This is a genomic window from Leisingera sp. MMG026 (genome assembly GCF_021654205.1).
GTDB lineage: Bacteria > Pseudomonadota > Alphaproteobacteria > Rhodobacterales > Rhodobacteraceae > Leisingera.
In genome coordinates this window covers 63,128-75,213 of sequence record NZ_JAKFZM010000004.1, presented here as the reverse complement: position 1 = coordinate 75,213, position 12,086 = coordinate 63,128, and the positions used below count along the sequence as shown (strand labels likewise).

General features: G+C 59.6%; 12 protein-coding genes. 3 read left to right on the top strand and 9 right to left on the bottom strand.

Annotation, left to right across the window (positions count from 1 at the left end; genetic code table 11):
• Positions 1-27: 27 nt before the first annotated feature.
• Positions 28-603, bottom strand: a complete 576-nt coding sequence (locus L1069_RS03380; RefSeq protein WP_129373193.1) for an OmpA family protein — start codon at positions 601-603, stop codon at positions 28-30.
• 181 nt (positions 604-784) lie between these two features.
• Here L1069_RS03380 and L1069_RS03375 point away from each other — a divergent pair, with 181 nt between their 5' ends.
• The gene (locus tag L1069_RS03375; protein WP_134831743.1) at positions 785-1,627 is read left to right on the top strand and encodes a M15 family metallopeptidase; all 843 of its coding nucleotides are present in this window, start codon (positions 785-787) and stop codon (positions 1,625-1,627) included.
• Positions 1,628-1,649: 22 nt separating this feature from the next.
• Here L1069_RS03375 and L1069_RS03370 read toward each other — a convergent pair whose 3' ends face one another.
• From L1069_RS03370 to L1069_RS03335, 8 genes are all read right to left on the bottom strand, one after another.
• Positions 1,650-3,149, bottom strand: a complete 1,500-nt coding sequence (locus L1069_RS03370) for a caspase family protein (protein WP_237454789.1) — start codon at positions 3,147-3,149, stop codon at positions 1,650-1,652.
• A gap of 129 nt (positions 3,150-3,278) precedes the next feature.
• Positions 3,279-3,605, bottom strand: a complete 327-nt coding sequence (locus L1069_RS03365; RefSeq protein ID WP_129373196.1) for a hypothetical protein — start codon at positions 3,603-3,605, stop codon at positions 3,279-3,281.
• Positions 3,606-3,607: 2 nt separating this feature from the next.
• Positions 3,608-3,994 (bottom strand): response regulator, encoded by a 387-nt coding sequence (locus L1069_RS03360; protein WP_027260150.1) that lies wholly within the window; start codon positions 3,992-3,994, stop codon positions 3,608-3,610.
• A gap of 34 nt (positions 3,995-4,028) precedes the next feature.
• Positions 4,029-4,892 carry a CheR family methyltransferase gene (locus tag L1069_RS03355; protein WP_237454788.1) on the bottom strand — a complete coding sequence of 288 codons (864 nt, stop codon included), beginning with the start codon at positions 4,890-4,892 and terminating at the stop codon, positions 4,029-4,031.
• A complete protein-coding gene (locus tag L1069_RS03350; RefSeq protein WP_129373198.1) occupies positions 4,889-5,371 on the bottom strand; it encodes a chemotaxis protein CheW in 483 nt (160 codons plus the stop codon). The genes L1069_RS03355 and L1069_RS03350 overlap by 4 nt, the downstream gene beginning before the upstream one ends.
• Positions 5,361-7,529, bottom strand: coding sequence for a chemotaxis protein CheA (locus L1069_RS03345; protein WP_211037754.1), 2,169 nt, complete (start codon positions 7,527-7,529; stop codon positions 5,361-5,363). The genes L1069_RS03350 and L1069_RS03345 overlap by 11 nt, the downstream gene beginning before the upstream one ends.
• A gap of 1 nt (position 7,530) precedes the next feature.
• A complete protein-coding gene (locus tag L1069_RS03340) occupies positions 7,531-7,905 on the bottom strand; it encodes a response regulator (protein ID WP_027260146.1) in 375 nt (124 codons plus the stop codon).
• Positions 7,902-8,189: an STAS domain-containing protein gene (locus L1069_RS03335; RefSeq protein ID WP_027260145.1), complete on the bottom strand. Its 288-nt coding sequence runs from the start codon at positions 8,187-8,189 to the stop codon at positions 7,902-7,904. Before L1069_RS03335 ends, L1069_RS03340 begins: the two co-directional genes overlap by 4 nt.
• Before the next feature lie 412 nt (positions 8,190-8,601).
• Here L1069_RS03335 and L1069_RS03330 point away from each other — a divergent pair, with 412 nt between their 5' ends.
• Together L1069_RS03330 and L1069_RS03325 are read left to right on the top strand one after the other, a co-directional pair.
• Positions 8,602-10,959, top strand: a complete 2,358-nt coding sequence (locus L1069_RS03330; protein WP_237454787.1) for a methyl-accepting chemotaxis protein — start codon at positions 8,602-8,604, stop codon at positions 10,957-10,959.
• Positions 10,960-11,124: 165 nt separating this feature from the next.
• The gene (locus L1069_RS03325) at positions 11,125-12,069 is read left to right on the top strand and encodes a CheB methylesterase domain-containing protein (RefSeq protein WP_237454786.1); all 945 of its coding nucleotides are present in this window, start codon (positions 11,125-11,127) and stop codon (positions 12,067-12,069) included.
• Positions 12,070-12,086 lie beyond the last annotated feature (17 nt).

The window sequence follows — 12,086 nt, the reverse complement described above, 5'->3', positions numbered from 1 at the left end:
TTCATCCGGCGCGGGTCGGGGCCGTGATCAGCCCAGAGCCTGGAATTCAACACGGCGGTTTTCATCGGCGCGCGTATTGTTTTCGTTGTAAGGCGCGGTCTCACCCATGCCGATTGCTTTGAGCATTTCTTCGCCCACACCGCAGGAGCTGATCAGGTGACGTCGGACTTCCTGCGCCCGCAGCAGCGACAGCCGTTCATTATAGGCGGCGGATCCCGAGCTGTCAGTATGGCCGATGATCTGGAACACTGTGCCATCAAGCGCCTTCATCGAGGCGCACATATTGGCCAGTTTCGGGGCCTGATCGGCACGCAGCGCAGCGCTGTCGAAGTCAAAGGAGATCTGAACATTGATCTGAGTTTGCCGGTCGACCGGATTGTACTCCTCGGCCGCCGCGGCCACGGTTGCGGTTTCTTCCGCAGGATCTTCGGCGGCAGCCGTGCTGCTTGGCACGATAACCAGGCCGCGCGTCTTCTGCTTCTTGAAGGCTTCGGTGATTTCCTCGACTGACAATTCGCCGCCATTCGACTGCGCCTGAGCCAGCGGGGCAAAAATCAGGCCCGCACCCAGAACACTTGCAAAAATTCCTTTAAGGCGGATCATGCCCGGCGCCCTCCCCTGCCAATTCAACATGGCTGCAGTCTATACCAGCACCTGCGGCCTGCCAATGGCACGCAGAGTGAAGCGCGGGAAAAAAACACGGTGTTTCCGGCAAGTTGTAATCAGGGGGTTTACTGCCGCGCGGCGACGGATTGAAATGGGCGCAATTGATCCGGGAGGGAAAATGCGGGTTTTGCCAGCAGTGATAATCGCCATTGGCCTTGTGCTGGCTCCGGCGGTTTGGTTCGGGCTCAGCTGGCTGCTGAGTGAAGAAGACTTCCAAGGGGCGGGCGGTGTTGATTCGACCGCGCGGATCGAGATTGAGATGCTGCGCCAGCAGGTCGAGGATCTGCAATCGCGGATGACCGATCTGCAAAGCGAGGTTGCCAGCCTGCCGGCCGGAGGGGCAGGCGGGGGAACCCCTTTTACCGATGACGCGGCAGGCGAGGCCGCAATCTGGAACCAGACAGGCGGCGCCGATCTGGATTACGCACAGGTGGTGCTGATTGCCGACCGTTTGAATGTGAACCGCGGGCTGCGGGTCACAGGCGGCAAGTATCTGACGGAAAAACTGGGCCGTCCGCGGGAGGATTTGAACGATACCTGCCAACCGATGACCAATGCGAACCTCAAGGAAAAGCTGGTGACCGAACAGGTCGGGCCGATCCGGGTCAGCATGCTGCGCCCGGCGATCGAAAGCCTGAAGGTGGTGTTTGAAAACATCCGCCAGGCGGATCCGGATCTCTATGCCCGCATCAATACGGCCGGCGCGCTGTGTGTGCGCCGGATCCGCGGCACCGCAAATTCACTGTCAACCCACAGCTATGGCCTGGCCGTTGATCTGAACATTGATGGCAAGCTGGATAATTTCACCGACGGTAAGACCCAGCTGGGCCTGACCATCATGGCGGATTTCTTTTATGATCAGGGCTGGGTCTGGGGCGCCGGATTCCGGCGCGAAGACAGCATGCACTTCGAGATCAGCCGCCGCCAGCTGGATGCGTGGATCGCGGATGGTCAGCTGTGATGCTGTTTCGCAAATCCGCCCGTCAGCCTTCCAACCCGTAAGCCTGCCGGATTCCCCGTTGGGTTCCAGGCCCGAAATTGCCATCAATGGCACCGGCATAAAAGTTGTTTTCCTTCAGTTTCAACTGAAGAGAGCGCCGGGTTTGCGGAGTGAACATATTGGGCCGCTCGCTCAGCAGGTTGAGCACATCTGAACTGCCGCTGCGCAGAGCTGCATAAAGATAATGCGCTGAATCTTCCGGACCTTTCGACGGGATCAGACCGTCATCTATCAAGGCAGCGAAATTAAACTGGGCCTGCGGGTGGCGCAGATCCGCAGCGCGTTCAAAAAAGGTCAGGGCTTTTTTCGGATTGGCAGGCAATCCCAGCCCGCCTTGGTAATGCAAGAATCCAAGGTCGTTGATCGCATCCGCAAAATCCTGCGCTGCAGCAGCCTGGTACAATTCCAACGCCTTGGCCGGGTCCGTTGCGACACCTGTGCCGCGTTCATAAAGCTTGGCCAGTTCGAACTGCGCTTCGGGAGAGCCGGCATCGGAGGCACGCTGCAGGAAGCCGACCGCCGCGGCGGGATCAAAACGGCCCTCGTTGGGGTTGAGCCGGATATAGGCCAGGCCCAGCATCGAACGGGTGTCGCCAAGATCCGCCAGCGCCAGCAGCTGCTCTTCCTGGTCGGGTTTCAGCGCCGCCCAGGCCTCGGAGGCATCTGCAACCGTGACCGGAGCATCATTTTTGCCCGGGCCGGCAAGATAGAACGGCACGCCGGTCAGTGAGCCATAAGTATGCGGTTCCTGCAGATTAGCAGTGTTTTCCATCACCCGGTCGCGCACTTGGCGGAACATCAGGCTGATCTCCAGCCCCGGCTGCACCATTTTTTCTATCAGCGCAGTGGCATAGGGCGAATTGCTGCCGGAGCCGTCCAACGCCACCTGGCCGTCCTTGGCGGCAAAGGCCACCAGGGTGCCCCGGTCCGGATCGGCTGCTGCCATGCCGCCGCCGCCGCGGGTTGCGGCATTCGTTTCGGCAGCTTCACTGCTGCTTTGTTCCAGCGCAATGGAATCGCCCAGCGGGTTGTCGCGGCAGCTGTCGAGGATCACGATCCGCATCTTGCGGGCCCGGTCCACTGCCCCCAGCAGTTGTTTCAGAGACAAGGACTGGCGCTGCACATCGCGGTTGCTGGCCACTTGGGCATCAGCCGGGATCAGAAAATTCTCGCCCTGCACTTCGATCCCGTGGCCGGCGAAATAGACCAGAGCCAGATCTGCCACTTCGGAACGGAAAGTGAAATCCTCCAGCAGCTGCACCATATCCGACGTGCCGGGATCCAATGCGAGGCTGACGTCAAAACCGATCCCTTCCAGCGTGTCCGCCATTGCCACGGCATCGTTGCGGGTGTTCTCCAGCGGCGGCAGGTACTGATAGTCCGCCACGCCGATTACCAGAGCAATGCGGTCGCTTGCGGCCTGCGCACCCGTTGCAACAAGCAAGCAGGCTGTGAAAATCAGAGGCTTGATGAGAAGTGACATGCGAATACCCGGGCTGGCAGTTTCAGCTATGTCCCAATGTAGTCCGCTGCGGCAGCAAAGAAAAAGGAAATTCGCCGCCGCTGAAGGTGAAAAAACGGCCCCGCCCGGGTCGGGCGGAGCTGCTTGATTTCAGGTGCTTGCCATGCTGCCTGCGGCGCGCAGCCGCTCGCGCAGCTTTTCCAGGGTGACCCCGGCAGCTGCGGCCGGCAGATCGGCAGGCCCGGATTCATCAACTTGCGCCTGCACGCGCTTGTAGAAACCGGAGAGCCCGGACAGAGTCTGGATCACCAGATCGAAGTCCTGCAACGAGCGCAGCTCCTGGCTGGTCGGGGCGGTGCCGCGTTCCAGCACGTCCAGGACAACGTCTTCCAACGCTTGCATCTGGCTGCGCAACTGCTCCATCTCCCAGGCCGACGCGGCGCATAATTCGCCTAGGGCTTTGTCGGGGCGTTCCATGATTATAGCCGCCCGACAACCTGTTCGATGGCCTGTTTCATCGTGGCCACCGTGAACGGCTTGCGGACTATGTTGTTCAGGCCCAGCTGTTTGCCCATCTGGATCATCTCCGGGGTTGGTTTGCCGGTTACCAGAATGAATCCAACCCGCTGGGTTACCTGATGGCCGCGCACGGCCTGCAACAGCCCCAGCCCGTCCATGCCCGGCATGTTGTAGTCCGACAGCACCAGATGAACTGGTGTTTGGGTCAGTTTCTGAAAGGCGGATTGGCCGGCGTTCTCGACCATATAGTTCTTGATGCCGATCTCATCCAGGCTTTGTGTGATGATCCCCCGGCTTGTCGACATGTCGTCAACGACCATAACGCGGAGAGAGTCTTTCAAGCTCATTTTTTCTTTCCTTCTGCTCTGCTTGCAGCCGCGGTCAGGTTTTCCTGCCTGCGGATGAGTTGACATAAGTGGTGATCCCGGCCGTCTTCAGTTGCTGCGCCGCCGGGCCTGACATGCGCTCGGAATGACCGATGAAGAGGTAACCGCCCGGGTTCAGGGCTTGTTGAAAAGCGCTCCAGACCTTCTGCTGGGTCGGGTTGTCGAAATAGATCGCAACGTTCCGGCAGAAAATCGCATCGAACCTGCCGCGGAACGGGAAAGGTTCGATCAGGTTCAGCACCCCGAAAGTGATCAGCTTGCGCAGGCTTTCGGGAAAGCGTCCGTCGGGATCGCGTTTGGGCACCAGTTTGCTGTATTTTGTGTCAATCTGGGCCAGCTCGTCCTCGGGGTACTTCGCCGTCTGGGCATGCTGCACCACCACCGGATCGATATCCGTGCCCAGGATTTTGAAATCCAGCTGCGCTGCTTCGGGACAGATATCCAACACTGTCATGGCAATCGAATAGGGCTCCTGCCCGTTCGAGCAGCCCGCCGACCACAGCCGCACCCGGCCGCCGCGGCGCGCCTGTTCGATCAGCGGCGGCAACACGTCGTTGCGCAGCGTTTCGAAATGGTGCGGCTCCCGGAAGAAATGGGTCACATTGGTGGTCAGCAGCGACAGCAGCCCGCTGCGTTCCTGGTCGGCATTCGGGCCGTCCAGGCTGGCAAGGTAGTCCTTGAACTTGGTGATGTTGCGCTGGCGCAGCTTGCGGGCCAGGCGTGAAGACACCAGGGGCTTTTTGCTGGCCGCCATGGCCAGGCCGAAGTTTTTATGCGCGAACTGCGCAATGGCTTCGAATTCCTGGTCCGACAGCGAAAAGCTCTCTGTGTTGGGGGAGATGGAACCTGCTGCGCTCACGGCATCACCTGCTCCGGAGCCGAGATCACCGCATCGAGATTGATGATGCGCACCATGGTGTCATCATGCGAGATGATGCCCTGGATGTACTCCATCGTATTGCGGCTATCGACCGGCGGGGTGTCCTGGATGTCGTCCGGATTGATCGAAATGATCTCGGAGACCGACTCGGCCAGAAGGCCAACCGGCTTGCCATGCACCGAAACGACGATAACGACATTGCGCTCGCTGGCTTCGGTTTGCTGCAGGCCGAAACGGGCGGACAGATCGTAGATCGGGATCACCGCACCGCGCAGGTTCATCACCCCCAGCACGTCGGCCGGAGCATGCGGCAGGATCGTCACCGGTGACCACCGTCTGATCTCGCGAATTTGGGTGATCTTCAGGCAGAAGGCCTGCCCGGCCACGGTGAAGCTCACAAACTCGCTGTGTTCAGCGTGTTTCACTTCCTGATCGGTATGCTTCGCTTCAGCTTGCATTGCTCATTCTCCGCTCGGTGTCAAAGGCGGCCGCTGTGGGCGAGGCCGCAATGATGCTTTCAGGGTCCAGGATCATGGCGATCTTGCCGTCTCCAAGGATGGTTGCTGCGGCAACGCCGGCGATTTCCCCGCAGACGCCGTCCAGGCTTTTGATCACCACCTGGCGCTGGTCGTGGATGTCATCCACTGCCAAGGCGCAGCGCTGGCCGGTTTCGGTTTCCACCAGCAGATAGACGCCGGCCTGCCGGTCGCTTTCGCGGTACAGCCCCAGGCTGCCGGCTACGTCGCAGATGGGCACGAAATTGCCGCGGATCGACAGCAGAGTGCCGTCGGCGCCGAGGCTGTTGATCATGTCATCGCTGCCGCGCATGGTCTCAACGATAGAAGTAATCGGCACCACCATGGTCTGGTCAGCGACCGACACCACCATGCCGTCCATCACCGCCAAGGTCAGCGGCAGGATGATAGTGAACGTTGACCCCTTGCCGGGCGTGGAGGAGATGTTGATGCGGCCGCCCAGGCCGGTCACCGCATTCTTCACCACATCCATACCGACACCGCGGCCAGAGAGGTTTGACACCTCCTTGGCGGTGGAGAAACCAGGCGCGAACAGGAGATTGTCGATCTCGCCGTCAGTGAGCTCGGCATTTTCCGGGATCAGGCCCTTCTCAATGGCGATCTGTTTGACCCGCGGGCGGTTCACACCGGCCCCGTCATCCTTGATTTCAATGCAAACACTTCCAGAACGATGGGAAGCCGACAATCGGATTTCACCAACCTTGGATTTCCCGGCGGCTTCCCGGTCCTCGGGTTTTTCGACCCCGTGGTCCACCGCATTGCGCAGAATATGCGTCAGCGGGTCGGACAGCCGTTCGATCACCGTCTTATCGACCTCGGTGTTTTCGCCCTCATTCACGAGTTTACAGGTTTTACCTGTCGCAGCCGAAGCTTCCCGGACGATCCGGGCCATGCGCTGGAACAGCGGTTTCACCGGCTGAGCACGGATTGCCATGACACCTTCCTGGATGTCGCGCGCGAGGTTTTTGAAACCTTCGAGCTCTGTTTCAACGTCCCTTGTATCAGAGACATCGAGGTTGGCGATTTGCTGCGCCAGCATCGAATGGTTGATGATAAGCTCCCCGACAGCGTTGATCAGCCGGTCCACCCGCTCGAGTTCGACGCGGAGCGTGGGCTTGGGACCGCCGCGCTGCTCCTGCTTGCCGCTCTCGGCTTTCGGGGCCGATGCCTTTTCTTCGGCAGGTGCCGGCTTGGCTTCGGGTTCAGGTGCGGGGACCGGCGGTTCAAAAGGGACTGCGGGTGCCCCCCCTTCTGCTGTGTCCGCTGCGGGCGGAGCATCAGGTGCGCTGAACATAGCGTCCAGGGCAGCCAGTGCATTGGCTTCCGCTTCCGCGTCGCCTTCGCCATCGATCGACAATTCGCAGAGACCTTCGACAAATTCGAAGACTGCCTCGACAATCGACCGGGAGTCCTTGGTCACCAAAGTGATGTCCCAGGCCAGGTAGCTTTCGCTCATATCCATCGTGTCAAAGCCGGGCAGCTCGTTTTCGTCAAGCTTCACGGTCAGATCGCCCATGTCCTTAAGCGCCTGGAACAGGAAGAACGGCTCATTGCCGGTACCGTACATTTCCTTCAGCGGCTGGAACCGGATCCGGTAGGTTTCCTCCTGCGGCTCTGCCGGTGCTTCCGGCACAATGCCAAGATCGGCCACCGGCGCCGGAGCGCCAAGCCCCATCGGCTCGAAGGTGAGGTCTTCCTCTTCTTCGGGGATGTATTCATCCAGCGCTGCCAGCAGCGTATCATTGTGCGCTTCGTCTATCTCGCCACCGTCCCGGGCGGCTTCGACCAGCGCCGACAGTTGATCACTGGAGCGCAGCAGCAGCTGGATCAGCTTCCCGTCCAGCTCCATCCGGCCGGCGCGCACCTCGTCAAACACGGTTTCAAACCGGTGGGCAAAGGCCACCAGGTCATCCAAGCCAAAGGCCCCGGCACCGCCTTTGATCGAGTGCACGGCGCGGAAGATTGCATTGACTGTCTCAGGGTCGTGATCGCCTCCTTCGATGGCGGTCAGCCCCTCATCCGTTGCTTCAAGGAGCTCTTCGCACTCCTCAAAGAAGGTATCCTGAATCGAACCCGACATCTTAGGCCGCAGCTCCTGTCACACGCTTGAGAGCGAAGATCAAAGAGGCATCGTCAAACGGCTTGGTGATCCAGCCGGTGGCGCCGGCGCCGCGGGCGCGGGATTTCAGTTCAGGCGCGCTTTCGGTGGTCAGCACCAGAATCGGCACCTTGGAATTTATTCCGGTACCGCGCAGCTCTTCAATCACGCCGAAACCGTCGAGGTTAGGCATGTTGATGTCGGTGATCACAACGTCCGGATCCACATCCGGGTACATGTCTACACCTTCACGGCCATCGACCGCGCAGTGGTATTCAAATCCGGCCTCTTCCAGGGTCGCGGCCAGAAGATTCCGGATAGTGCGGGAATCGTCGATTGCCAGAACTTTGGTTTTCATGCTGTTTCCTCGTCTTCAAAACGGTTGGGCTCCAGCCCCAGAAGCGTCAGGGACTTGCGGCAGGGTTCGGTTATATTGGTGACTGAGAAGCCCACCCCCTCGGACCGCCACTGCTGCTCTGCACCAAGCAGGAGCTGCAGACAGCGCGAGGGCATCAAGGCAACGCCGCGGCAGTCAACCTCGACTGCTTTGGAGCGTGCCCCTTGAAGAAAGGCGATCAGCGGATCCAGCTCCGCGAATGCGTTGGGCAGATCCAAAATGTGTTTTTGCGTTTCCGTAGTCATTGTCGGCGATTCGCACCCCCGTTGTCGGCGATCAGTTCGAGTTCGATGATGCAATTGATATGCGGCGGGCCTTAACATTTGATTGCCGGCTCGCCCGCGTGGAGGGGGATTCATAAGGAGTTCGCGTGCAATTCGGCCGCGGAAATCCCCTCAATTTTTATTCGTGCTGTCGGGGATGGGGAATCACCTGCCGGCCGCAATCATTGAAGGGTGCCATTTGCGCGCAGCCTGCGCGTGTATCTTTACCCGGCCTTTACAGAGTGACGCTTTTGTGCAGCAGAAATCAGCATCTTTTTGCGTTGCCGCAACAAGGATCCGCCCCTCCGTAAGCCGCAAATTAACATATGCGACGCATCCTGAGAAACATCATCTTTTGCGGGAGCCTAGACCGCAATGCTCTTAGGAGGACGGAATGAAAGCGCTAAAATCGCTCAAACTGGCACATAAATTGCCGCTGTTTATTGTTGGGTTCGGTGTGCTCGTGACGGCGATTCTCGTCACGATCAGCACGATCAGTTTCCAGAACAGTGCAGAAAAAAATGCCGAAGACCAATTCCGCTCCATGGTGGCGGACCGGAAGTATTCGGTACAGACACTGCTGGATGGGATCCATGCGGATGTGCAGACCCTGGCGGCCGTGCCGTCGACTGCAACCGCGATCGAATGGCTGACGATGACTTGGAACGATCTGGACGGAAATCCGGGGCAGGTTCTGCGTCAGGCCTATATTGACGACAACCCGAATCCGCTTGGTCAGAAGCATCTTCTGGCGCGTGCAAAGGGTGACTCGCCTTATCACATGCATCACGAAAGCTTTCACCCGGCGTATAAGACTTTGATCGAAAGCAAGGGCTACTATGATGCCTTTCTGATCAATCTGGCCGGCGACATCGTTTATTCGGTGTTCAAGGAAAGTGATTTCGGAACCAACATGATGACCGGCCCGTATAAAGACTCCGGCCTGGCAAAAGTATACAGCTCTGCCCTGGAAGGCAGCCGCGGCGAAGTGTTCTTTGCCGATTTGGAGCCCTATGCGCCTTCTGCCGGCGCAGCCGCGGCCTTTGCTGCGGCGCCAGTTGTGAACGACGCCAATTTGACGGTCGGCGTCCTTGCGGTGCAGATTCCGGTGGATTTGCTGGGGGCCATTGTCAACAATGAGCAAGGCTTGGGGCAGACCACCCAGATCTACCTGGCAGGCTCTGACATGAAAGCGCGGACCAGATCACGGTTTGAAGGCGGGTTTGAAGTGCTTTCTCAATTGCCTTCGACCGAGCAGGTGACAACAGCCTTTGATGGTGAATCCCATGTGAAGAAGGGTGTTCCCGGCCTGAACGGGCATCCGGTGCTCGCCTATTCCGAGCCGCTGCCGCTGGAGTTCGCAGATTGGGCTATCATAGCCGAACAGGACTGGGCCGAACTGATGGCCCCGGCGGTCAGAAAACGCAACATGCTGCTTCTCGCCTCGGTGATTTGCGCGGCTGGCATGTCTTTCTTCGGCTGGTTGTTCGCCCGTTCCATCACCCGGCCGATTGACCGGATCTGCAGCAATATGGAAGCCGTATCGTCCGGCAGTCTCGATACAGATATCGAAGCTGCAAACCGCAGCGATGAAATCGGCAAGATCGGCAAAACCCTTGTGTCAATGCAGGACGACCTGAAACTGGCCCGCGCCGCAGAAGAGGAACGCGCAGAAATGCAGCGGCAGCAGCAAGATGTTGTCGAAAGCCTGAGCGCCGGGCTGATGCAATTGGCCGAAGGCGACTTTTCCCAGCCGATCAAGAACGCGTTTCCGCAGGAATACGAGCAGCTGCGCGAGAACTACAACAGCACTGTAAGCAACCTCAGCTCTACCGTCCGGCAGGTGATTGAAGCCTCGGGAAGCATCCGGAATGGCGCGGCTGAGATCAGCCAGGCGTCGGACGACCTGTCGCACCGCACCGAAAGCCAGGCCGCCACGCTGGAACAGACTGCTGCGGCTTTGGATGAGCTGACTGCGTCTGTTAAATCCGCCGCCGAAGGCGCCCGCAGCGTTGAAAGCACCATGGCCGAGGCCCGGACCGAAGCGGAGAACAACCGGGAAGTTGTGCAAAGCGCCGTGTCAGCGATGACCGAGATCGAGCAGTCCTCGAACCACATCTCGCAAATCATCTCGGTGATTGACGACATCGCCTTCCAAACCAACCTGCTGGCGCTGAACGCCGGGGTTGAGGCGGCGCGGGCCGGCGAGGCAGGCAAGGGCTTTGCCGTGGTCGCCAGCGAGGTACGGGCGCTGGCGCAGCGGTCCTCGGACGCAGCGATGGAGATCAAGACGCTGATCGGCGACAGTTCCAAACAGGTGGATCGCGGCGTTGATCTGGTCGGCAAAGCCGGCGAGGCGCTGCAAAGCATCGTCGAGCAGGTCACCCATATCTCGCAGCTGGTCTCCGGCATTGCCGAAGGCGCGGCCGAACAATCGACCGGTCTGCATGAGATTAACACCGGCGTCACTCAGCTGGATCAGGTGACACAGCAGAATGCGGCGATGGTGGAAGAAGCCACAGCGGCCGGGCACATGCTGAATACGGATGCCGGCAAGCTGTCCGAACTGGTCGCCCATTTCCGGGTGGCCGGCGGCAGCGCAGCACCCGCTCCGGCCCGTGCCGCCGCTCCGGCGGCCAAGCCTGCGCCCTCGGCACATGGCGAGGCAGATTGGGAGATTGAGGCCAGCCCGGTGCCAGCCGCCGCGGCCGCCAGCGGCAATGCCGCGCGCGATCTCTGGCAGGACTTTTAAACACACACCGAAGGCGCCGCGGTTTTGGCTGCGGCGCCTTCACACATGTCAACCTGTGCCTGCAATTCTGAGGGCATTGCAAATTGACTGGGGATCCCATTGTCTTCGCGAAACTTATTGATCATTACCACTGACCGCAGCTTTGCCCGGAATTTGCAAAGCTATATGGAATCTGCCTATCCCGGCATGAAGGTTCTTTTGGCTAACAATCTGATGATGGCCTACAATCAAGCAGAGGCTGCACAACCGGTTTTTGCTTTTGTGGAAGACGGTTTTTCCAAACTGCCTGAATTCGAAATGATGATGGCGCTGTTTTCCGCCATGGATACCCGATGGGTGGCCGTCATGGACACTCAAGGCGCGACGCCGGCCAGAAAATCCTCGCCGCTGCTGGATGTCGGAGCGGGCATCTTCGAACTGACGAAAGCGGATCATCCCAGCCAGTTTGCCCAGTATTTCGACATGATGATCAATGCGCCGCGGCGCAGCGCCCGTGCGGCTCCGGGGGCTTCAGCTGCCCGGCACTCTGCCCCAGCAGCTGCCAGCAAGAAGCTGATCCTGATCGGGTCTTCTACCGGCGGTGTCGAAGCTTTGCGCAGCATTCTGGTCGGCTTCCCCTTTGACTGCCCGCCGACGCTGATCGTGCAGCATACCGGCAAGAATTTCGGATCCGGCCTGGTGTCGCTTCTTGACCGGCTGTGCCCGGCGCGGGTGCGTGCTGCCGAAGACGGAACAACGCTGGAACCGGGCTATGTCTATGTTGCTGCAGGCCAGCGCCGCCACATGGGTTTAAGCAGCCGTAAGCCGCTGCGCCTGCGGATGAAGGAAGGGCCTGATATTTCCGGACATACTCCGTCTGTTGACGCTCTGTTCACCTCTGCCGTGCCATATGGGAAGGAGGTTGTGGCCACCATCCTGACCGGCATGGGCCAGGATGGCGCCAGGGGGCTTTTGGAATTGCGCAAGGCCGGCGCGAAAACATTTGCCCAGGACGAAAAGTCTTCGGTTGTCTACGGGATGCCCAGGGTCGCCTGGGAAATCGGCGCCGCACAGCAGCAGGTGCCGCTGCCGCAGATGGCCAGCACATTGCTACAGGCGAGCAAAGCCTGAACGCACCACAGGAAGGA

Coding starts and splice junctions, on each gene's coding strand:
- L1069_RS03380 (WP_129373193.1), bottom strand. CDS start 603: ATGATCCGCCTTAAAGGAATTTTTGCAAGTGTTCTGGGTGCGGGCCTG.
- L1069_RS03375 (WP_134831743.1), top strand. CDS start 785: ATGCGGGTTTTGCCAGCAGTGATAATCGCCATTGGCCTTGTGCTGGCT.
- L1069_RS03370 (WP_237454789.1), bottom strand. CDS start 3,149: ATGTCACTTCTCATCAAGCCTCTGATTTTCACAGCCTGCTTGCTTGTT.
- L1069_RS03365 (WP_129373196.1), bottom strand. CDS start 3,605: ATGGAACGCCCCGACAAAGCCCTAGGCGAATTATGCGCCGCGTCGGCC.
- L1069_RS03360 (WP_027260150.1), bottom strand. CDS start 3,994: ATGAGCTTGAAAGACTCTCTCCGCGTTATGGTCGTTGACGACATGTCG.
- L1069_RS03350 (WP_129373198.1), bottom strand. CDS start 5,371: ATGCAAGCTGAAGCGAAGCATACCGATCAGGAAGTGAAACACGCTGAA.
- L1069_RS03345 (WP_211037754.1), bottom strand. CDS start 7,529: ATGTCGGGTTCGATTCAGGATACCTTCTTTGAGGAGTGCGAAGAGCTC.
- L1069_RS03340 (WP_027260146.1), bottom strand. CDS start 7,905: ATGAAAACCAAAGTTCTGGCAATCGACGATTCCCGCACTATCCGGAAT.
- L1069_RS03335 (WP_027260145.1), bottom strand. CDS start 8,189: ATGACTACGGAAACGCAAAAACACATTTTGGATCTGCCCAACGCATTC.
- L1069_RS03330 (WP_237454787.1), top strand. CDS start 8,602: ATGAAAGCGCTAAAATCGCTCAAACTGGCACATAAATTGCCGCTGTTT.
- L1069_RS03325 (WP_237454786.1), top strand. CDS start 11,125: ATGGAATCTGCCTATCCCGGCATGAAGGTTCTTTTGGCTAACAATCTG.